Annotated in this window: 19 protein-coding genes; 4 read left to right on the plus strand and 15 right to left on the minus strand. The window is 72.6% G+C overall.

What is annotated here, in order from left to right:
* Positions 1-26 precede the first annotated feature (26 nt).
* The 3 genes from ACFV18_RS24680 to ACFV18_RS24690 all read right to left on the minus strand — a co-directional run bounded on the left by ACFV18_RS24680 (position 27) and on the right by ACFV18_RS24690 (position 4,666).
* On the minus strand, positions 27-1,646 hold the full coding sequence (locus ACFV18_RS24680) for a serine/threonine-protein kinase (protein ID WP_380486661.1): 1,620 nt from the start codon (positions 1,644-1,646) through the stop codon (positions 27-29).
* A gap of 156 nt (positions 1,647-1,802) precedes the next feature.
* Positions 1,803-2,888 carry a protein kinase gene (locus tag ACFV18_RS24685; RefSeq protein ID WP_380486663.1) on the minus strand — a complete coding sequence of 362 codons (1,086 nt, stop codon included), beginning with the start codon at positions 2,886-2,888 and terminating at the stop codon, positions 1,803-1,805.
* Positions 2,889-3,001: 113 nt separating this feature from the next.
* Positions 3,002-4,666, minus strand: a complete 1,665-nt coding sequence (locus ACFV18_RS24690) for a serine/threonine-protein kinase (protein WP_380486665.1) — start codon at positions 4,664-4,666, stop codon at positions 3,002-3,004.
* Positions 4,667-4,985: 319 nt separating this feature from the next.
* Between ACFV18_RS24690 and ACFV18_RS24695 the strand changes: the two genes are divergently transcribed.
* A complete protein-coding gene (locus ACFV18_RS24695) occupies positions 4,986-5,609 on the plus strand; it encodes a hypothetical protein (RefSeq protein WP_380486667.1) in 624 nt (207 codons plus the stop codon).
* 57 nt (positions 5,610-5,666) lie between these two features.
* On the opposite strand, the gene ACFV18_RS24700 is transcribed toward ACFV18_RS24695, so the two are convergent.
* The 4 genes from ACFV18_RS24700 to ACFV18_RS24715 all read right to left on the minus strand — a co-directional run bounded on the left by ACFV18_RS24700 (position 5,667) and on the right by ACFV18_RS24715 (position 10,261).
* Positions 5,667-6,785, minus strand: a complete 1,119-nt coding sequence (locus ACFV18_RS24700; protein WP_380486669.1) for a GuaB3 family IMP dehydrogenase-related protein — start codon at positions 6,783-6,785, stop codon at positions 5,667-5,669.
* A 179-nt stretch (positions 6,786-6,964) separates the two neighbouring features.
* Positions 6,965-8,467 carry an IMP dehydrogenase gene (guaB, locus tag ACFV18_RS24705; RefSeq protein WP_380486671.1) on the minus strand — a complete coding sequence of 501 codons (1,503 nt, stop codon included), beginning with the start codon at positions 8,465-8,467 and terminating at the stop codon, positions 6,965-6,967.
* 264 nt (positions 8,468-8,731) lie between these two features.
* A complete protein-coding gene (shbA, locus tag ACFV18_RS24710) occupies positions 8,732-9,451 on the minus strand; it encodes an RNA polymerase sigma factor ShbA (RefSeq protein ID WP_380486673.1) in 720 nt (239 codons plus the stop codon).
* 198 nt (positions 9,452-9,649) lie between these two features.
* Positions 9,650-10,261 carry a response regulator transcription factor gene (locus ACFV18_RS24715; protein ID WP_014136228.1) on the minus strand — a complete coding sequence of 204 codons (612 nt, stop codon included), beginning with the start codon at positions 10,259-10,261 and terminating at the stop codon, positions 9,650-9,652.
* 537 nt (positions 10,262-10,798) lie between these two features.
* Between ACFV18_RS24715 and ACFV18_RS24720 the strand changes: the two genes are divergently transcribed.
* On the plus strand, positions 10,799-11,125 hold the full coding sequence (locus ACFV18_RS24720; RefSeq protein ID WP_100587200.1) for a WhiB family transcriptional regulator: 327 nt from the start codon (positions 10,799-10,801) through the stop codon (positions 11,123-11,125).
* 138 nt (positions 11,126-11,263) lie between these two features.
* Here the strand turns inward: ACFV18_RS24720 and ACFV18_RS24725 are convergent, their stop codons facing one another.
* The 3 genes from ACFV18_RS24725 to groES form a co-directional block, all read right to left on the minus strand.
* On the minus strand, positions 11,264-12,265 hold the full coding sequence (locus tag ACFV18_RS24725) for a LysR family transcriptional regulator (RefSeq protein WP_380486675.1): 1,002 nt from the start codon (positions 12,263-12,265) through the stop codon (positions 11,264-11,266).
* Positions 12,266-12,569: 304 nt separating this feature from the next.
* Complete coding sequence (gene groL / locus ACFV18_RS24730) at positions 12,570-14,204, minus strand: chaperonin GroEL (RefSeq protein WP_380486677.1); 1,635 nt, start codon at positions 14,202-14,204, stop codon at positions 12,570-12,572.
* Positions 14,205-14,304: 100 nt separating this feature from the next.
* On the minus strand, positions 14,305-14,610 hold the full coding sequence (groES, locus tag ACFV18_RS24735; protein ID WP_014136232.1) for a co-chaperone GroES: 306 nt from the start codon (positions 14,608-14,610) through the stop codon (positions 14,305-14,307).
* 271 nt (positions 14,611-14,881) lie between these two features.
* Here groES and ACFV18_RS24740 point away from each other — a divergent pair, with 271 nt between their 5' ends.
* Together ACFV18_RS24740 and ACFV18_RS24745 are read left to right on the plus strand one after the other, a co-directional pair.
* Positions 14,882-15,196: a hypothetical protein gene (locus ACFV18_RS24740; RefSeq protein WP_380486679.1), complete on the plus strand. Its 315-nt coding sequence runs from the start codon at positions 14,882-14,884 to the stop codon at positions 15,194-15,196.
* Positions 15,197-15,261: 65 nt separating this feature from the next.
* Positions 15,262-16,440, plus strand: coding sequence for a methyltransferase domain-containing protein (locus ACFV18_RS24745; RefSeq protein ID WP_380486681.1), 1,179 nt, complete (start codon positions 15,262-15,264; stop codon positions 16,438-16,440).
* Here ACFV18_RS24745 and ACFV18_RS24750 read toward each other — a convergent pair.
* From ACFV18_RS24750 to tsaB, 5 genes are all read right to left on the minus strand, one after another.
* Entirely contained in the window at positions 16,416-17,294 is an 879-nt protein-coding gene (locus tag ACFV18_RS24750; RefSeq protein WP_380486684.1) for a polysaccharide deacetylase family protein, read from the minus strand. The genes ACFV18_RS24745 and ACFV18_RS24750 overlap by 25 nt on opposite strands.
* A 67-nt stretch (positions 17,295-17,361) precedes the next feature.
* Complete coding sequence (locus ACFV18_RS24755; protein ID WP_380486686.1) at positions 17,362-17,607, minus strand: hypothetical protein; 246 nt, start codon at positions 17,605-17,607, stop codon at positions 17,362-17,364.
* 11 nt (positions 17,608-17,618) lie between these two features.
* Positions 17,619-18,698, minus strand: coding sequence for a tRNA (adenosine(37)-N6)-threonylcarbamoyltransferase complex transferase subunit TsaD (tsaD, locus tag ACFV18_RS24760; protein WP_380486688.1), 1,080 nt, complete (start codon positions 18,696-18,698; stop codon positions 17,619-17,621).
* Positions 18,691-19,194 (minus strand): ribosomal protein S18-alanine N-acetyltransferase, encoded by a 504-nt coding sequence (gene rimI / locus ACFV18_RS24765; protein ID WP_380486690.1) that lies wholly within the window; start codon positions 19,192-19,194, stop codon positions 18,691-18,693. The genes tsaD and rimI overlap by 8 nt, the downstream gene beginning before the upstream one ends.
* A 21-nt stretch (positions 19,195-19,215) precedes the next feature.
* Positions 19,216-19,863 carry a tRNA (adenosine(37)-N6)-threonylcarbamoyltransferase complex dimerization subunit type 1 TsaB gene (gene tsaB / locus ACFV18_RS24770; protein WP_380486692.1) on the minus strand — a complete coding sequence of 216 codons (648 nt, stop codon included), beginning with the start codon at positions 19,861-19,863 and terminating at the stop codon, positions 19,216-19,218.
* Positions 19,864-19,969: the final 106 nt, after the last annotated feature.

Below are 19,969 nucleotides of genomic sequence, written 5' to 3' on the forward strand. Positions count from 1 at the left end.
CACGTGGCCGCGACCTCGCCACCGTCTCACTTCGTCGGCGTGAACATGTTGAGCACCGTCGTGAAGCGCCGCAGGCTCTGCGTCCAGTCCTTCTCCGGCCCCGACACGTACACCGAGTACGACGTCCCGTCACTGCGCCGGAACTCCGCCTCCTTCGCGTGCCGGCGGACACCGCTCGGCGAGGTGAAGCTGAACTCCCACACCGCGCCTTCCTGGTCGTTGATCCGCACGGAGGCCAGGCTGCTGGTCTGGAAGTCCTTCTGGCTCTTGCTGAGCGAGGCCTCCAACTGCAGCAGGTGCTCCTGCGGCGACAGCGGCTGACCGACCGTCACCGCGAACTGCAGGTAGTGGTCACGGCCGTCGGGCGAGTAGTAGATCTGGGTGCCCTCCTCGCTGCGCACCCACTGACCGTCGGTGGGCAGCAGGAAGCGGAACCCGGCCGGGTCCTCCTGCCACCTGTAGCCGGTGGGAGGCGGCGACAGCGCGGGGTCGGCGCCGGAGGGCGACACCTCGCCGACCGGACCCCGGTGCCGGTGGTCCAGGTAGTAGTACCCGCCACCTCCGGCTGCGGCCAGCACCAGAACGGCGACCAGCACCGCGAGCACCCGTCGCTTCCGGCCGCCCCGGGCCGCCGCAGCCGGGGCCGCCGCCGGAGCCACGGTCTCCGTCGGCCCTCCCTGCGCCGGCACCCGCCCGGGCTTCTCCGGCTCCGCCACGGCAGGCGTCTCGGCCGGCTCGACCCGGTCCGCCAGCGGCACCGCCTGGGTGGGCTGCCGTTCCTCGCCGGCCTGCGCCGGCACGCGGATGCTGACGGTGTGTCCGGCGGCGACCTCGCGGAGCATCTTCGCGGCCTCGTCGGCGCCGGGCCGCTCCGCCGGGTCCTTGGCCATCAGCGCGGCCAGCACCGGCCCGAGTCCGGCCGCCCGCCGGGACTCCGGCAGCGGCTCGTCGACGACCGCGGCGAGGGTGCCGAGCGGGCTGTCGCGGCGGAACGGCGACTGGCCCTCGACGGCGTGGAACAGCGTCGCGCCGAGCGCCCACAGGTCGGAGGCCGGCCCGGGCCGCTGACCCTGGGCCCGCTCGGGGGCCAGGTAGTCGGGCGAGCCGACCAGGTCGCCGGGGCGGGTGATCTCCATCGCGCCCTCGAACTTGGCGATGCCGAAGTCGGTCAGCACGACCCGTCCGGTGCCGTGTTCGATCAGTACGTTGGCGGGTTTGACGTCCCGGTGCAGCACCCCGAGCTGGTGGCCGCGGTGCAGGGCGGCGAGCACCTGGAGGCCGACCTCGGCGGCCTCACGCGGGGTCAGGGTGCCGTCCTGGCTGATCACTTCGGACAGCGCGCGGCCGTCGACGAGTTCCATCACGATCCACGGCCGCCCGTCCTGTTCGAGCACGTCGTGGATGGTGATGACGCCCGGGTGCTTGATCCGGGCGGCGGCCCGGGCCTCGCGCTTCATCCGGGACTGGAGTATCTCCAGGTCCTCCTCCGAGAGGTGGCTGACCGTCAATTCCTTGACGGCTATCTCCCGGTCCAGCATTTCGTCCCTGGCCCGCCAGACGGTCCCCATCCCGCCCCGCCCCAGGCGCTCGCCGAGCGCGTACCGCCCGGCCAGCAGACGGCCGGTCGACTGGTCCTGTGCGCCCATGACCGTCCCCCCCTTCTGACCCCCCACCGCCGGTCGGACGAGGTCGTGGCACCTCGTGTGCCTGCTCGCACCGACGGTTCGAAGGCAAGCCTAGGCTGCGAGGGGCCGCGCGGGAATCACACCCCGGCCTGCGAATCGCACGGTGACCGACCGCTTTCAGCCTGCGACCAGAACGATCCCGGCGAGCGCCGCGACCATCAGCACCAGCACCGCCACCACCACCAGCGGACCGAGCAGTCGCGCGGGTATCCGCGGCGGACGCCCGGCGGGGGCGGCGCTCTGACGGGCCGTCGGCGGCCGCTTCCCCGGGCGGGCGCCGCGCGGCCGCCGGGCCGCCGGCGGCGCGGTTTCGGTGCGGGGCGCCGGCAGCGGCGGGGCGGGCGGGCCGTCCAGGTACGGCTCGGGCGCGAACACCAGCAGCTCGCGCAACTCCCGCTGGACGGCGGCCGCGTCGGGCCGGGCCGCGGCGTCCGGGCGCAGCAGCCGCTCCACCAGCGACCGCAGCGGGCCGCACCCTTCGGCAGGGTGGTGGCGTCCGTCGCGGACGGCGGCCAGCAGGGTCGGCAGGTCGTGCTCGGGGTACGGGCCGTGGCCGGTGAGCAGGCGGTACAGCAGCACGCCGAGCGCCCAGGTGTCGGCGGGTGCGCCCGCGTCGATCGCCCAGCGCTCGGCGAGCGGTCCGAGCATGAGCGCGCGCGTCTCGTACACCCGGCGCGGCACCTCGCCGCCGAGCGCCGCGCACAGTTCCTCCTCGGCGGCGCCCAGCAGCAGGCCGCCGAGCATCGCCGCGCCGTCCTCGCAGATCAGCACGGTGCGGGCGGTGACGTTGCCGTGGGTGAGCCCGGTGCCGTGCACGGCCCGCAGCGCCCCGGCCAGGTCGGCGCCGATCTCCGCGACCCGGTACGGCGACAGCGGCCCGTCGCCCATCAGCCGCTCCAGCGGCACGCCGGCCACCGACTCCTCGGCGACCCACAGCAGTTCGCCCTCGGGCCCGGCGGCGAGTCCGCGCAGCAGCCGCGGGTGGGTGGGCGCGGCGGCCGCGACCTGCGCCACCCGGGCGGTCAGCTGCGGTCCGTAAGCGGGCGCGGCACCGCCGAGCACCGCCGGCGCGGGCAGTTCCAGGGCGAACAGCCGCACCCGGGCGCCGCTGGGCCCGTCCACCGCGGGCACGCCGACCTCATCGTCCGGACGGTCCGTCACCCGGTACCGCCCGGCCACCACCTGCCCCGGGGCCGTTCGCATGCCTGTTCCTCACGCCGTAGTGCCGCCAGCCTACGGCCCCCGGCCGCGCCCGCCACCTCCCGGTGCGGCCTTTCAACTCCCTTGCGCCCGAATGCCCCAGACGCCCTGTCCGGTCATGGCGCGGGCTGGAAGCTCTCGAAGGAGATCCGCCGGGCCAGCGAGCCGTCCGGCGCGGACCACACGGACTCCGGCATGGTCCAGTAGATCGCGTAGCCGTACTTGCCGTTGCCGGTGACGAAGCCGCGGTTCAGCGAGTGCAGCAGGGTGCCGGTCTTGCCGGTGTACGTCCACTCCCAGTCGGCGGCGTTGCTCCAGCCCCGGTAGGCGACCGACTCGACCCGGATCCGGCGGTAGTCCTTCATCCTGGCGGACTGGTCGGACGCCTGCCAGTCCTTGAGCGCGCTGTCCCCGGCGGGCGACTGCCAGTCGACCACCAGCCGCAGCCCGTTGCCCTCGAACTGCCGGCTGGTGGAGCGGTAGTCCGCACCCTTGTCGGCCATCCACTCCGGCAGCGTGATGCTGAAACCGGACGGGTCCTTGTACACCCGGTACCCGTCCGGCACCTGACCGGGCGTCAGCGTCGGCCCGGGAGACTCGCTCGACTCCGCCGACGCACTGGCACTCGGGCTCGCGCTCGGACTCGCCGACGGCGAAGCACTCGCGGACGGCTGCCCGGCCGCCACCGGAGTGCTCCCGCCGCCGTCCTCGGCGCTCGCCCCGCCGCCCTTCTCGGTGGGCCACAGCACCACCAGCGCGGCGACCAGCGCCAGCACGGCGGCCACCGCGGCGACGGTCAGCAGCGTGCGCCGGCGGGACGCGCCGCCGCGCGCCACCACCGCGGTGTCCGCGCCGGCGGCGGGGTCGGCGGGCAGTGCCCTGGTCGCGGTCTCGGCGGCGACGGGCTCGGCCGGCTTCGCGGCGGCGACGGGCTTCGGCGCGGGCAGCGCCTTCCCGGCGACGATCCGCTCCATCAGCTCGCGGGCGGTGTCCGCGTCCATCCGCTTCGCGGGGTCCTTCTCCAGCAGCCCCTCGATGACCGGCAGCAGCGGCCCGGCGTGCGGGGGCGGCGGCAGTTCCTCGGTCATCACGGCGGTCAGCGTGGCCAGCGCGGAGCCCCGGTCGTACGGCGGGACGCCCTCGACCATCGCGTACAGGGTGCCGCCGAGCGACCACAGGTCGGACGGCGGGCCGGGCCGCTGCCCGCGGGCCCGCTCGGGCGCGATGTAGGAAGGCGCGCCGACCAGCATGCCGGTGGAGGTGATCGAGGTGTCACCCTCGACGCTGGCGATGCCGAAGTCGGTGAGCACGGTCCGCCCGTCCTCGCCGATCAGTACGTTGGACGGCTTCACGTCACGGTGCAGCACGCCCTGGCTGTGCGCGGCGCCGAGCACCCCGAGCAGGTCCAGCCCGATCCGGGCGGCCCGTTCCGGCGTCAGCGTGCCGTCCTCGCGGACCACGTCGGCCAGCGAGCGGCCGTCGACGAGTTCCATCACGATCCACGGCCGCCCGTCCTCCTCGACCACGTCGAAGACGGTGACGGCGGCGGTGTGCCGGATCCGGGCGGTGGCCTTGGCCTCGCGCAGGGTGCGGACGATCAGCCGGTGCTTTTCGGCCTCGTCGACGGCCCCGGTCATCCGGAGCTCCTTCACCGCGACGATCCGGCCGAGCATCTCGTCCTCGGCCCGCCACACGGTGCCCATGCCACCGCGGCCGAGCACCTCGCCGAGCCGGTAGCGGTCCGCCAGCAGTCGGCCGGTCGGTTCCTGCGGCTGCGTCATCGGTGCGCTCTCCCCATGGTGTTGCGGCCCTCGCCGGGCGCCCGGCCGGGACCTGACGGCTTGTCGGACCACCGCGGGCGGCGGCCGCACGCCGGGGCACCATCATCCCCTGTCTCCGCCCTTCCCGACCACCCACCCCCACCAGGCCCGCGCCCCGTGCGCCCCCGGTGTCCCTTCCGCACCACCCCACCGACCGAAAACGATCGCTCCCGCCCGCGAACGACCGGTTCGGACCCCCGCGCAATACCGCTGTCCAACCGTCCTTATGCCCTGCTAACCTCTGCGCGCTCTTCACATCATCACTTCGGGGGACACCGACATGACCACGCCCGACCCGAACAACCCCTACGCCGGCCCGCCGCAGACCCCGCCCGCGCCCAACCCGTACGCCGGCCAGCCGCAGACCCCGGCCACGCCCAACCCGTACGCCGGCCAGCCGCAGACCCCGCCCGGCGCGCCGCTCCCCCCGCCCGCGCCCGGCACGCAGGAGTGGGGCGGCGGCACCGTCGCCCCGCCGGTGGCGCCGAAGGTCCCGGTGGTCAAGAACGTGCCGCTGGCGGTCCTGGCCGGCATCGGTGCGGCACTGGCCGCCGCCCTGCTCTATGGCTTCATCGTCAAGGCCCTGGAGCGCGAGCTCTCCGTCATGGCGATCGGCATCGGTGCCGCGGTCGGCTTCGCGGTCGGCAAGGTCGGCGGCGCGCACCGGGCGCTGCCGCCGGTCGCCGCGGTGATCACCCTGCTCGGCGTGTTCTTCGGCGAGCTGTTCGGTCTCGCGCTGATGGTCCATGAGAAGCTCGGCGCCGACGTCGTCCCGCTCTTCACCGAGCACTTCGACCTGCTGTTCGAGGGCTGGAAGGCCGACTTCGACCTCCTGTCGGTGCTGTTCCTGGGCCTCGGCGCGTTCTTCGGCGCCAGCGCCGCCAAGAAGCTCGGCGAGTCCTGACGGACCATCGGAAAGGGCCCCCGCCGGTACGGCAGGGGCCCTTTCCGATGATCGGGGTCAGCGGGCGGAGTTGACCGTGACCTCGACCCGCTGGAACTCCTTGAGCTCGGTGTAGCCGGTGGTGGCCATCGCCCGGCGCAGCGCACCGAACAGGTTCATGGTGCCGTCGGGGGTGTGCGACGGGCCGGTCAGGATCTGCTCGGTGGAGCCGACGGTGCCCAGGTGCACCCGCTTGCCGCGCGGCAGCTCCTCGTGGACGGCCTCCATGCCCCAGTGGTAGCCCTGGCCGGGCGCGTCGGTGGCGCGGGCCAGCGCGGCACCGATCATCACCGCGTCCGCGCCGCAGGCGACGGCCTTCGGGATGTCGCCGCTGTAGCCGACGCCGCCGTCCGCGATCACGTGCACGTAGCGGCCACCGGACTCGTCCATGTAGTCGCGACGGGCCGCCGCGACGTCGGCCACCGCGGTCGCCATCGGCACCTGGATGCCCAGCACGTTGCGCGTGGTGTGCGCGGCGCCGCCGCCGAAGCCGACCAGCACGCCGGCCGCGCCGGTGCGCATCAGGTGCAGCGCGGCGGTGTAGGTGGCGCAGCCGCCGACGATCACCGGGACGTCCAGCTCGTAGATGAACTGCTTCAGGTTCAGCGGCTCGGCCGCGCCCGACACGTGCTCGGCGGAGACGGTGGTGCCACGGATCACGAACACGTCGACGCCGGCGTCCACCACGGCCTTGGAGAACTCGGCGGTGCGCTGCGGCGAGAGCGCCGCGGCGGTGACCACACCCGAGTCACGGACCTCCTTGATCCGCTCCTTGATCAGCTCGGCCTTGATCGGCGCGGAGTACACCTCCTGCAGGCGCCGGGTCGCGTCCGCCTCGTCGGCGATCGACGCGATCTCCTCCAGCAGCGGCCGCGGGTCCTCGTACCGCGTCCACAGGCCTTCCAGGTTCAGCACGCCCAGGCCGCCCAGCTGACCGATCGCGATGGCCTGCTGCGGCGACACCACGCTGTCCATCGGCGCCGCCAGGAACGGCAGTTCGAACCGGTAGGCGTCGATCTGCCAAGCGATCGAGACCTCCTTCGGGTCACGCGTACGGCGGCTGGGGACGACGGCGATGTCGTCGAAGGAGTACGCCCGGCGGCCGCGCTTGCCTCGCCCGATCTCGATCTCAGTCACTTCGAGCCCTTCTGCTGCTTTCCATCTCCCGACCGGGTCACCCCGGCCGCCCCTCAAGTATCCCGTACCGCCCCTCCGCGCCCCGACAGGGGCGCGCACGCGGGCCGGGAGGTGCCCCCGGACAGCAAGATCCGCCCGAGCCGCAGTCACCTGCGACTCGGGCGGATCTGCCGGAACCCTTACCGGGAGGTGTAGTTCGGCGCCTCGACGGTCATCTGGATGTCGTGCGGGTGGCTCTCCTTGAGGCCCGCCGAGGTGATCCGGACGAACCGGCCCTTGGTCTGCATCTCCTCGACCGACCCGGCACCTACGTAGCCCATGGTCTGCCGCAGGCCGCCGATCAGCTGGAACAGCACCGCGGACAGCGGGCCGCGGTAGGGCACCTGGCCCTCGATGCCCTCGGCGATCAGCTTCTCGTCCGAGGAGACCTCGGCCTGGAAGTAACGGTCCTTGGAGAAGGACTTCGCCTGGCCGCGGGTCTGCATCGCACCCAGCGAACCCATGCCGCGGTAGGACTTGAACTGCTTGCCGTTGATGAACAGCAGCTCGCCCGGCGACTCCTCGCAGCCGGCCAGCAGCGAGCCCAGCATCACGGTGTCGGCGCCGGCGCACAGCGCCTTGCCGATGTCACCGGAGTACTGCAGACCGCCGTCGCCGATGATCGGGACGCCCGCCGCCTGGCAGGCCTGCGCGGCCTCGTAGATCGCGGTGACCTGCGGCACGCCGACGCCGGCGACCACGCGGGTGGTGCAGATCGAGCCGGGGCCGACGCCAACCTTCACGCCGTCCACGCCCGCGTCGATCAGCGCCTGCGCGCCGTCCCGGGTGGCGACGTTGCCGCCGACCACGTCGACCGACACGGCGGACTTGATCTTCGAGATCCAGGCCAGCGCGTTGTGCGAGTGCCCGTGCGAGGTGTCCACCACCAGGAAGTCCACACCCGCGCCGACCAGCGCCTGGGCCCGGTCGAACGCCTCCGCGGACGCGCCGACCGCGGCACCGACCAGCAGCCGGCCCTCGGCGTCCTTCGCGGCGTTCGGGTACTGCTCCGCCTTGACGAAGTCCTTGACGGTGATCAGGCCCTTGATCCGGCCCTCGTCGTCGACCAGCGGCAGCTTCTCGATCTTGTGGCGACGCAGCAGCGCGATCGCGTCCTCGCCGGAGATGCCGACCTTGCCGGTGATCAGCGGCATCGGCGTCATGATCTCGGCGACCTTGCGGCTGCGGTCGGTCTCGAAGGCCATGTCACGGTTGGTGACGATGCCCAGCAGCTTGCCGTCCGGGCTGGCGACCGGGACGCCGGAGATCCGGAACCGGGCACACAGCGCGTCGGCCTCGGCCAGCGTGGCCTCGGGGCCGACGGTGATCGGGTCGGTCACCATGCCGGACTCGGAGCGCTTCACCAGGTCGACCTGGTTGACCTGGTCCTCGATCGACAGGTTGCGGTGCAGGACGCCGACGCCGCCCTGCCGGGCCATCGCGATCGCCATCCGGGACTCGGTGACCTTGTCCATCGCCGCCGACAGCAGCGGGATGTTGACCCGCACGTTCCGGGAGATCCGCGAGGAGGTGTCGACCTGGTTGGGCAGCACCTCGGAGGCCCCGGGCAGCAGCAGGACGTCGTCGTACGTGAGTCCGAGCATCGCGAACTTCTCGGGTACGCCGGCGGCGTTGTAAGACATGGGGAACCTTCCGTGGCGGGCCGTCGTTCTGCGCACGGGCGCCCGGGGTCTTATCGGCCGCCAAGGACGCCCGGCGTTCGGTCGGTCCTCCAACCGAGGACCGCGCACACCGGAGAAACTTTGGCGACCCGACCAGGCGCCGATACCCCATGGTACTGGTGCCGCAGGGTGTGTCGTCGCGCCCTCTTGACAACGCGCGCGCCCCCACGCTTCTTCCCCCCGGATTCCCCCCGGATTCGCCCCGGATTCCCCCGGACGAACCGGCTAACCGGACTCCTCGGCCAGCGCCCGCAGCCGCGACAGCGCCCGGTGCTGAGCCACCCGCACCGCGCCCGGCGACATGCCGAGCACCTCGCCGGTCTCCTCCGCCGACAGCCCGTCCGCCACCCGCAGCAGCACCAGCTCGCGCTGCCGGGCCGGCAGGTTGGACAGCAGCTCCTTGATCCACGCGGCGTCGCTGGACAGCAGCGCCCGCTCCTCCGGGCCGAGCGAGTCGTCCGGCGTCTCCGGCAGGTCGTCCGGCGGGATCACCGTCGAACCGGGCCCGCGCATCGCGGCCCGCTGCAGATCGGCGATCTTGTGCGCGGCGATCCCGTACACGAAGGCCTCGAACGGGCGGCCGGTGTCCCGGTAGCGGGGCAGCGCGCACAGCACCGCGACGCACACCTCCTGCGCCACGTCGTCCACATGATGCCGGGCCCCACCGGGCAGCCGAAGCAGCCGGCCCCGGCAGTAGCGCAGCGCCAGCGGCAGCACGTAGCCCAGCAGTGCCTCGATCGCCGGGCCGTCCCCGCGCACCGCGGCCGCGACCAACTCGGCCTCCTCGGGCGACGTCACCCCCGCCGTCTGCGGACGGCCACCCGCACCCGACACACCGTCGGATCCCGCCGACCGGCCCTCCGGTGCCGACGACGGACTGGCAGCCGCACCCTCGGGGGCGAGCTGCGCCGGATCGGTCCCGGCGGCCTCCTCGTCGTCATGCATCGGTCCATGGTGCCTGGTCGGACCGGAAAACGCGGCACCGCGTCCGGACTTGTGCATCGGAACGTTATGCGTCGCCGGGTGCACCGTGCCGCCTCCCCTGCCTGTCCGCTGGTCCCCGAGGTGCTCCACTACTCCATGGTGCAGCCTCGGGACCACAACGTCACACGTCCGAGCGAGCGCAGTTGTCGCCGCACCCGCTCAGCGAACCAGGCCCCAGCGGAAGCCCAGCGCCACCGCGTGCGCGCGGTCCGAGGCGCCGAGCTTCTTGAACAGCCGCCTGGCGTGCGTCTTCACGGTGTCCTCGGACAGGAACAGCTCGCGGCCGATCTCCGCGTTGCTGCGGCCGTGGCTCATCCCTTCCAGCACCTGGATCTCACGGGCCGTCAAGGTCGGTGCGGCGCCCATGTCCGGGCTGCGCAGCCGACGCGGCGCCAGGCGCCAGGTCGGGTCGGCCAGCGCCTGGGTGACGGTGGCCCGCAGCTCGGCGCGCGAGGCGTCCTTGTGCAGGTAGCCGCGGGCCCCGGCAGCGACCGCGAGGGCCACACCGTCCAGGTCCTCGGCCACGGTGAGCATGATGATCCGGGCACCCGGGTCGGCCGAGAGCAGGCGGCGGACCGTCTCCACCCCGCCGAGTCCGGGCATCCGAACGTCCATCAGAACGAGATCGGAACGGTCGGCCACCCAGCGGCGGAGGACCTCCTCACCGTTCGTCGCAGTGGTCACCCGGTCCACGCCGGGCACGGTCGCCACCGCACGGCGCAGCGCCTCCCGGGCGAGCGGGGAATCGTCGCAGACGAGTACGGATGTCATGACCGTCCTCCGCAGCTGATCCGCGTCACGTTGAGCCTCCTGGCTGGTACGAACCTCTCCGACACGGCCGCTGGGACGGACCCCGTTCCGATCGCCTCGCTCCGCGACCGATCCCGATGTCCCGCGCCTGCTGACCGCCTCCGTACATCCAACGACCGTCACTCGAATGAGTTACGGCTTCAGGTCCATCTCCACCACTGTACGTGGCCAACCCATCACACAAGAGCCACCTCGCGGTGCACACGCCGCACTTTTGTGCAGCTCGCGCGCGGTGCCCGCGCCGCGCGCGCCTTCCGGCCGCGGCCCGCGCCCGGTCGGACATCCGATCGGGGAAGGGTGCGACTTAAAACCTATTGCACCGTTTGTCCGTTTTTATAGCTTCCGTTAGGTCATTGACTGTTGTGTCGGTCTGTGGGTGACTTGTCCGTGTAGTTGGGTGTAAGTCATATTTCCAGGTGTCCGTATCGGTCCCGCGCAGCCTCGCCGGAGCAACCCCGCCCGAGCCGCCAGGTCCCGCGCCCTCGAAGGGAATGAGCCATGGCCGATTTCTCCCGCCTCCCCGGCCCCAACGCAGACCTCTGGGACTGGCAGCTCTCCGCCGCCTGCCGCGGCGTCGACAGCTCGCTGTTCTTCCACCCCGAGGGCGAACGCGGCGCGGCCCGGACCTCCCGTGAGGCGAGCGCCAAGGAGGTCTGCATGCGCTGCCCGGTACGCGCCCAGTGCGCGGCCCACGCCCTGGCCGTCCGCGAGCCCTACGGGGTCTGGGGCGGCATGACGGAGGACGAGCGCGAGGAGCTGCTCGGCCGCTCCCGCAACCGGCTGGTCCAGGTCCCGCTGGCCATGCCGCAGACCGTCCGCCACTGAGCACCCGGTGAGCGGCCGCGTGCACTCCCTGCCGCCGAACCGGCTCTCCGGGTAGCCGGAGAAACGTTTCTTCGTATCGCTGCGGCGCCCCGCCCCAAGGCCGGCGCCGCGTCCCTTCCCGGACCGTCCGCGAACGCCTCAGCGGGCCGCAGCCGCCGCCGCGAGCTGGTCCAGCATCAGCTCCACCGCCGGAACCCCCGCGAGGTCCGGCAGGGTCAGCGCCACCACCTCGCGCCGCGCGGGCTCACCCGACGCCACCCGAACCGGCACCGGCACCACACCCGGATGCCGCACCGACTCCAGCGCCAGCCCCGGCAGCACCGCCACTCCCAGACCCGCGCCCACCAGGCCCACCACCGCCGGATAGTCGTCGGTGGCGAACTCGATCGCCGGAGCGAAGCCCGCGTCCGTGCACAGCTCCACCAGGTGGCCCCGGCACTGCGGACAACCCGCGATCCACTGCTCCTGCGCCAGCTCCGCCAGATCCACCGGCTCGCCCTCGCCCCGGCCCGCCAGCGGATGCCCGGCCGGCACCAGGCCCACCAGCGGATCGTCCAGCAGCGGCCGCACCACCAGCTCCGACCAGTCGTTCGCCGCGGCCGTCGCCGCCGCCTCCAGCGTCGCCTCCGCACGGGCCTCGCGCAGCGTCGCGTGCGGGGACGGCAGGCTCAGGCCGCCCTGCGAGTCCGGGTACCGGAACGCCAGCGCCACCTCGCACTCCCCGCCGCGCAGCATCGCCAGCGCCTGCGGCGGCTCCGCCTCCACCAGCGAGACCCGCACCCCCGGGTGCGCCGACCGCACCTGCGCCACCGACCGCGGCACCAGCGTCGAACTCGCCGTCGGGAACGAGACCAGCCGCACCCGGCCCGCCCGCAGCCCGGCGATCGCCGCGACCTCCTCCTCCGCGGCGGACAGCCCCGCGAGGATCCCGTTCGCATGCTTCAGCAGCACCCGCCCGGCCTCACTCAGCTGCATCTCCCGCCCCGACCGCACCACCAGCGGGGTGTCCACCGCCTTCTCCAGCGCCTTCATCTGCTGACTCACCGCGGGCTGCGTGCACCCCAGCTCCCGCGCCGCAGCAGAGAAGGACCCGGTCCGGGCGACGGCATGCAGAACACGGAGATGGCGGGCTTCAATCACGCCATCAACCTTAGGGGAGGGTGCGAAGACAGGGAGAGCACCACCAGGGGCGCGGGGAACTGCGCGAAGCGGAAGGCCCCAGCCGCAAGATCGCGACGCAGGGCAATGACTTGCACGTGCTCGCGACCTTGCGGACGTGGCCTGCGCTTGTCGCGCAGTTCCCCGCGCCCCTGTTCGTGCGCTCGCCTGCCCACGCGAAAGGGCGCGAGGTCCTGGCGGTCCGAGCCTCGCACTACGGGAGTGCATGGCCGGTCGCGCAGTTCCTCGCGCCCCTTCAGTAGCTAGTGCTCAGCGGCCGAGCGCTTCAGTGGCTGTGGCCGTGCCCGCCGTGCGAGTGGCCGTGGCCCGCGGCCTCTTCCTCTTCCTTCTTCTCCACCACGAGGGTCTCGGTGGTGAGCAGCAGGGAGGCGATGGAGGCGGCGTTCTCCAGGGCGGAGCGGGTGACCTTGACCGGGTCGATGACGCCGGCCTTGACCAGGTCGCCGTACTCGCCGGTGGCGGCGTTGTAGCCCTGGCCCGGCTCCAGCTCGGAGACCTTGGAGGTGATGACGTAGCCCTCCAGGCCGGCGTTCTGGGCGATCCAGCGCAGCGGCTCGACCAGGGCGCGGCGGACGACGGCGACACCGGTCGCTTCGTCACCGGACAGGCCGAGGCCCTCCGCCAGGACCTTCGCGGCGTGCACCAGCGAGGCGCCACCACCGGCGACGATGCCCTCCTCGACCGCGGCGCGGGTCGCGGAGATGGCGTCCTCCAGGCGGTGCTTGCGCTCCTTGAGCTCGACCTCGGTGGCCGCGCCGACCTTGATCACGCAGACGCCGCCGGCCAGCTTGGCCAGGCGCTCCTGGAGCTTCTCGCGGTCCCAGTCGGAGTCGGTGTTGGCGATCTCGGCCTTGATCTGGGCGACCCGGCCGGCGACCGCGTCGGAGGCGCCGGCGCCGTCGACGACGATGGTCTCGTCCTTGGTGACGGTGATGCGGCGGGCGGAGCCCAGCACGTCCAGGCCGACCTGGTCGAGCTTGAGGCCGACCTCCTCGGAGATGACCTGGCCGCCGGTCAGGGTGGCGATGTCGCCGAGGATGGCCTTGCGGCGGTCACCGAAGCCGGGGGCCTTGACCGCGACCGCGTTGAAGGTGCCGCGGATCTTGTTGACCACCAGGGTGGACAGGGCCTCGCCGTCGACGTCCTCGGCGATGATCAGCAGCGGGCGGGAGCCGCCGGCCTGCAGGACCTTCTCCAGCAGCGGCAGGAGCTCCTGGATGGAGGAGATCTTGCCCTGGTTGATCAGGATGTACGGGTCTTCCAGGACGGCTTCCTGGCGCTCCGCGTCGGTGACGAAGTACGGCGACAGGTAGCCCTTGTCGAACTGCATGCCCTCGGTGAACTCGAGCTCGACGCCGAAGGTGTTGGACTCCTCGACGGTGATCACACCGTCCTTGCCGACCTTGTCGATCGCCTCGGCGATCAGCTCGCCGACCTGGGTGTCCTGGGCGGAGAGGGAGGCGACGGCGGCGATGTCGTCCTTGCCCTCGATCTCGCGGGCGACCGACAGCAGGTGCTCGGAGACGGCGGCGACGGCCTTGTCGATGCCCTTCTTCAGGGCGGCCGGGCCGGCACCGGCGGCGACGTTGCGCAGACCCTCGTTGACCAGGGCCTGGGCCAGCACGGTGGCGGTGGTGGTGCCGTCACCCGCGACGTCGTTGGTCTTGGTGGCGACCTCCTTGACCAGCTGCGCGCCGAGGTTCTCGTACGGGTCGTCGAGCTCGACCTCGCGGGCGATGGTCACACCGTCGTTGGTGATGGTGGGGGCGCCGAACTTCTTGTCGATGACGACGTTGCGGCCCTTGGGGCCGATGGTCACCTTGACGGTGTCGGCCAGCTTGTTGACGCCGCGCTCCAGCGAGCGGCGGGCGTCCTCGTTGAACTGCAGGGTCTTCGCCATGATCCCGTTTCCTCAGGGTGTGGTCTGCGTACGTGGAGCAACAACCGCGCCCCGGGCCCCTGTCAGTGCTGACACGGATCCGGGGCGGGCTGGGGACGTCTTACTTCTCGATGATGGCGAGAACGTCGCGAGCCGAGAGGACGAGGTACTCCTCGCCCTGGTACTTCACCTCGGTGCCGCCGTACTTCGAGTACAGGACGATGTCACCGACGGCGACGTCGAGCGGCAGACGCTGGCCGTCCTCGAAGCGGCCCGGGCCGACGGCCAGGACGACGCCCTCCTGGGGCTTCTCCTTGGCGGTGTCCGGGATCACCAGGCCGGAGGCGGTGGTGGTCTCGGCGTCGAGCGGCTGGACCACGATGCGGTCCTCGAGCGGCTTGATGGCAACCTTGCTGCTGGTGGTCACGTCCGAGCTCCCCTTCGGAGATTACGGGGTTGTCTAACAGGTAGGTGGGCGAGGGTGCGCAACTGCCGTCGCGGGGGTCAGACACGCATCTTCGCGTTAGCACTCCCCCTGGGGGGAGTGCCAGGAACGACCTTAGGACGCCGTTAGCACTCAGTCAACCAGAGTGCCAATGACGCCGTGTCGGGTTTCGCCGCGACCCGGGTGGATGCCCGGCCCGGATTGAGTGCGGGCACTCAGGCGGCGGCGCCGGCTCCCGCGCCAGGCTGGGCGCATGACGAAGACTCGACCGTCCGTACGGCGGGATGTGTTGCATGCGCTCTGGTTGACGGCGCTGGAGGTGCCGCTGCTGTGCGCCGTGCCGTACGCGTTCGTGCTGATGGTGTTCGCCCTGGCCGCGGCGTCGGAGCGCGGGGGTGGCGCGGGCGGGGCGGTGGCGTTGTGCGTGCTGGTGATGGCGTTGGCGGTGGCGGTGCCGTTGACGGGGCTGGTGGTGACCTTGCGGCGCGGGTACCGGATCACGCCCGTCGCGCTGGTGATGGCGGGGCCGGCGCTGGCCGCGATCGCGTTCTCGGTGGCCGGCGGGTGAGCCGGCGCTGGTGGCGCGCGTGCTGCGGGTGATCGGCCGGTGGGCGGGGCGAGGACAATGGAGCCGTGGAGATCGAGTCGTTCCGGGCGCTGCTGACCGAGCAGGGGCAGGCGCTGCTGGCGGAGTTGCGGGAGTTCAGGGCGGACCAGGAGCTGGCGCTGGCGACCCGGCTGCGGCGGGAGTACTCGGCGGAGCTGGTGCGGGCCGCGTTCGAGCAGGCGCGGTTGCGGCAGCGGGCGGAGGCGAAGTTCGGGGCGGACGCGTGGTCGATGTACTTCACCCAGAACGGGGTGGAGCAGGCGACCCGGCGCAGTGTGGCCGAGTGGCGGGCGGGGCGGTTCGCGGCGCTCGGGGTGAAGCGGCTGGCCGACCTGTGCTGCGGGATCGGCGGCGACGCGGTCGCGCTGGCCCGGGCCGGGATCGCGGTGCTGGCGGTGGACCGGGACGAGCTGACCTGCGAGGTGGCGCGGGCGAACGCGGCGGCGCTGGGCGTGGCGGAGCTGGTGGAGGTGCGCTGCGCGGACGTCGCGGACATCGACACGGACGGCTTCGACGCGGTGTTCACCGACCCGGCGCGGCGCACCTCGCGCGGGCGGGTGTTCGATCCGGAGGCGTATTCGCCGCCGCTGTCCTGGGCGGTTGAGGCGGCCCGGCGCACCCCGTTCGGCGCGTTGAAGGTGGCCCCGGGGATCCTGCACGAGCTGGTGCCGGAGGGCGCCGAGGCGGAGTGGGTGTCGGACCGGGGCGAGGTGAAGGAGGCGGTGCTGTGGTTCGGCACCGCGGCCGCCGAACCGTACCGGGCGACGGTGCTGCCGGGCCCGCACTCGCTGACGGGCGGCGCGCTGCCGGACCCGCCGGTGGGCGAGGTCGGCCGGTACCTGTACGAGCCGGACGGCGCGGTGATCCGGGGCCGGATGGTCGCCGAGGTGGTGCGGCTGACGAACGGCCGGCTGCTCGACCCGATGATCGCGTACGTCACCTCGGACGAGCTGCACCCGACCCCGTACGCGCACGCCTATGAGCTGACGGACGTACTGCCGTACAACGTCAAGAAGTTGAAGGCGCTGGTGAAGGAGCGCCGGATCGGCACCGTGGTGATCAAGAAGCGGGGGGCGTCGGTGGTGCCGGAGGAGTTGCGGCGGCAGTTGAAGCCGTCCGGGCCGAACACGGTGACGGTGATCATCGCCCGTACCGGGGCCGGCCCGGTGATGATGCTGGGTCAGCCGGTGGGCTTGGCGATGTAGTCGTCGAGGCGGGCGACCGCGAAGCCCTGTTCCTGGATGCGGGCGAGCATCTCACCGAACATCGAGGTCATGCTCTCGCCCTTGAGCTCGGACGGGCCGCGGAAGTGGGCGAGGATGATGTCGCCGTTCTTCAGCTTCTTGTCGGCGGACTGGTACTGCATGTCGTGGATCTGCATGGATTCGCGCCACAGCACGATCGCGCGCGGCCCGCACTCCTGCACCGAGGTGTTCAGGGTGGGGGTGTGGGCGCCGTCGCCGAACGGCGGGCGGAACAGGTAGGGGGCGGTGCCGTACTGCTCGGTGAGGGCGGTCTGGTCGTCGCAGATCTCGGACTTCTGCTTGGCGGCCGGGATCTTGCTCATCACCGGGTGGTCGACGGTGTGGTTCTGAATGGTGTTGCCGAGTGCCTGCAGCGGCTTGAAGTAGGCGTAGTCGTTCTTGACGATGTCCTTGGTCAGGAACATCGTGATCGGCACCTTCAGCTCGGTCAGCATCTGGACGAACTTGGGGTCCTTCTCGGCCCCGTCGTCGATGGTGATGAAGACGACCTTGTCCTGGGTGGGGACTTCGCTGAACACCGGCACCGTCCCGGTCCTGGTCAGCTTGATCGGCTTGTCGGCGGGCGGCGCGGGCGCCTTGGCCATCGGCTTGAGGCCCCACTTCGCCCACGCGGCGTCCCCGGCGGTGTCCTGCGCGGGCGCCGACGCGGGGGCGGACGAGCCGCCCGAGGACGCGGCGGCGGACTGCGCCGGGGCGGCGGACTTGGCGGCGGGCGCGGAGCTGCCGCACCCACTGGCCGCCAGCAGCACGGCGAGCGCGCCCACCCCGTACCCGATCCGGGCCCTGTTCTTCACCGTGTCCCCCGCTTTCCGCTCTACAGGCGTGTCTGTTCTGGACGAACGCTACCGGCTCCGCGGTTGCCTACCCGACGTCCGTCCGGGTGAAGGTCCACCGGTGCACGGGGCGGGAGAGCAGCCCGGCCGGGGGCTCCGGGACGGGCTGCGGCTCGCCCGTCCACAGGGCGATCATCAGCACCCGGTCGCCGGGCGCGGTGAACAGCTCGACCCGCTCCAGGCCGGCCGCGCCGCGCACTGCGGGCAGGGCGAACTCCCGCGCCCAGGCGTGCAGTTCGCTCCCCCGCCCGTCGGCCGCGCGGGCCTCCCACATCGCCGCCAGGGTCACTTCAGCGCCTCGTGGGCGTGCGCGTGGAAGTCGGTGTGCGGGACGTGCGTCTCGGTGACCGGCAGCGAGGAGTCCGCCGACAGGTCGAAGGCCGAGGGAGTGCGGTCGCGCCAGACCATCTCGGCGCCGAGCGCGGCCACCATCGCGCCGTTGTCGGTGCACAGGCCCGGTCGCGGCACCCGCAGCACGATGCCCGCCCGGTCGCAGCGCTGCTGCGCCATCTCGCGCAGCCGGGAGTTCGCGGCCACGCCGCCGCCGATCATCAGGTGGTCGACGTCGTTGTCCTTGCAGGCCCGGATCGCCTTGCGGGTGAGCACGTCGGTGACGGCCTCCTGGAAGGACGCGGCGACGTCCGCCACCGGCACCGGCTCGCCGGCCCGCCGCTTGGCCTCCACCCAGCGCGCCACGGCGGTCTTCAGGCCGGAGAAGGAGAAGTCGTAGGCCGGGTCGCCGGCGTTGTTCAGGCCGCGCGGGAAGGCGATCGCCTTCCCGTCGCCCTCGCGGGCCATCCGGTCCACCACCGGCCCGCCCGGGAAGCCCAGGCCGAGCACCCGGGCCACCTTGTCGAACGCCTCGCCGGCCGCGTCGTCGATGGTCGCGCCGAGCGGCCGCACGTCGGAGGTGATGTCGCCGCTGAGCAGCAGCGAGGAGTGCCCGCCGGAGACCAGCAGCGCCATGGTCGGCTCGGGCAGCCGGCCGTGCTCCAGCTGGTCGACGCAGATGTGCGAGGCCAGGTGGTTCACCCCGTACAGCGGCTTGTCCAGCGCCCACGCGTACGCCTTGGCGGCGCTCACGCCGACCAGCAGCGCGCCGGCCAGGCCGGGCCCGGCGGTGACGGCGATGCCGTCCAGGTCGCTCGCCTTGACGCCGGCGGTGTCCAGCGCGCGCTGGATGGTGGGGACCATCGCCTCCAGGTGCGCCCGGCTGGCGATCTCCGGGACGACGCCACCGAACCGGGCGTGGTCGTTCACCGAGGACGCGACCGCGTCGGCGAGCAGCGTGGTGCCGCGGACGATGCCGACGCCGGTCTCGTCGCAGGAGGTCTCGATTCCGAGGACGAGCGGTTCGTCAGCCATTGTGATGATCCTTCAGATCGCTTGCATCGCTTGCCAGGTGGTCCAGACGCATCACCAGTGCGTCCACGTTGGCGGGCTGGTAGTAGCCCCGCCGGATGCCGACCGGCTCGAACCCGAACCGCTCGTACAGCCGCTGCGCGCGCAGGTTGTCCACCCGCACCTCCAGCAGCAGCTCGGCACAGCCGCGCCGGACCGACTCCTCGATCAGCTCGGTCAGCAGCATCGCCCCGAGGCCCGCCCCCTGGTGCCCGGCCTCCACCGCGATGGTCTGCACGTCGCCGTCCGCCCCGACCGCCATCAGCCCGGCGTAGCCGACCACCGCGTCGTCCTCGTCCACCGCCACCACGTAGTGCCGGCTGCCGCCCGGGTGGGCCTCGGCCAGCTCGGACCAGTACATCCCGCGCGACCAGGCGTCCTCGGGGAACAGCAGGTGCTCCAGGGCCATGACGGGCTCGATGTCCCACCAGCGCATGGGACGCAGCGAGAACCTAGCCACGGGCGGAGACTCCCGTGTGCGTCACGCCGGAAGCACCGCCTTGTAGCCGGCCGGCACCTGCGCGTCCGGGCGCCGCAGGTACAGCGGGGCGTTCGGCAGCAGCTCACGGCCGGCCGCCAGCTCGCGGACCGCGAAGTCGGCCAGCGCGCCGGCCGACACGTGCTCGGGGCCGCTCGCCGCCGGCAGGCCGTACAGCAGCGCGCCCGCGCCGACCGTCCGCCCGCCGGGCTCGATCTCCGCCGGGCGGTCCACCGCGGGCCCGGAGATCCGGGCGCCGGACGCGTCGTAGCAGGCCCAGTAGACCTCCTTGCGGCGCGCGTCGGTGGCCACCGTGAACGCCCCGGCCAGGCCCTCGGTGCGGGCCTGGTGGGCGATCGCGTCGAGGGTGCAGACGCCGTGCACCGGCAGGCCGAGCGCGTCGCCGAGCGCGGCGGCGGTCACCAGGCCGACCCGCAGGCCGGTGTACGGGCCCGGGCCGACGCCGACCGCGAGGTCGGTGAGCTGCCGCTTGTCCACGCCCGCGGTGCGCAGCACGGCGTCGATGGTGGGCAGCAGCAGTTCGCCGTGCCGGCGGGCGTCGACCTCGTAGGACTCGGCGAGCACGCGTTCGCCGTCGTGGACGGCGGCCGTGACGGCGGGGGTGGCGGTGTCGAAGGCGAGGAGGAGCACGCGTTCAAGGTTAGAGGGTCCGGCGAGGGTGCCCGCACCGGCCGGGAACACACGATCGGAAGAGGCCGAAGCGGCAGCGCGGACCTGGCACGATGGGCCTCGGACG

Origin of the sequence: Kitasatospora sp. NPDC059673 (genome assembly GCF_042734215.1) — a bacterium.
Taxonomy (GTDB): Bacteria; Actinomycetota; Actinomycetes; order Streptomycetales; family Streptomycetaceae; genus Kitasatospora.

Bases quoted from the DNA above. Each gene is read 5' to 3' on its own strand.
- ACFV18_RS24680 (WP_380486661.1), bottom strand. From the start codon at position 1,646: ATGGGCGCACAGGACCAGTCGACCGGCCGTCTGCTGGCCGGGCGGTAC.
- ACFV18_RS24685 (WP_380486663.1), bottom strand. From the start codon at position 2,888: ATGCGAACGGCCCCGGGGCAGGTGGTGGCCGGGCGGTACCGGGTGACG.
- ACFV18_RS24690 (WP_380486665.1), bottom strand. From the start codon at position 4,666: ATGACGCAGCCGCAGGAACCGACCGGCCGACTGCTGGCGGACCGCTAC.
- ACFV18_RS24695 (WP_380486667.1), top strand. From the start codon at position 4,986: ATGACCACGCCCGACCCGAACAACCCCTACGCCGGCCCGCCGCAGACC.
- guaB (WP_380486671.1), bottom strand. From the start codon at position 8,467: ATGTCTTACAACGCCGCCGGCGTACCCGAGAAGTTCGCGATGCTCGGA.
- shbA (WP_380486673.1), bottom strand. From the start codon at position 9,451: ATGCATGACGACGAGGAGGCCGCCGGGACCGATCCGGCGCAGCTCGCC.
- ACFV18_RS24715 (WP_014136228.1), bottom strand. From the start codon at position 10,261: ATGACATCCGTACTCGTCTGCGACGATTCCCCGCTCGCCCGGGAGGCG.
- ACFV18_RS24720 (WP_100587200.1), top strand. From the start codon at position 10,799: ATGGCCGATTTCTCCCGCCTCCCCGGCCCCAACGCAGACCTCTGGGAC.
- groL (WP_380486677.1), bottom strand. From the start codon at position 14,204: ATGGCGAAGACCCTGCAGTTCAACGAGGACGCCCGCCGCTCGCTGGAG.
- ACFV18_RS24740 (WP_380486679.1), top strand. From the start codon at position 14,882: ATGACGAAGACTCGACCGTCCGTACGGCGGGATGTGTTGCATGCGCTC.
- ACFV18_RS24755 (WP_380486686.1), bottom strand. From the start codon at position 17,607: ATGTGGGAGGCCCGCGCGGCCGACGGGCGGGGGAGCGAACTGCACGCC.
- tsaD (WP_380486688.1), bottom strand. From the start codon at position 18,698: ATGGCTGACGAACCGCTCGTCCTCGGAATCGAGACCTCCTGCGACGAG.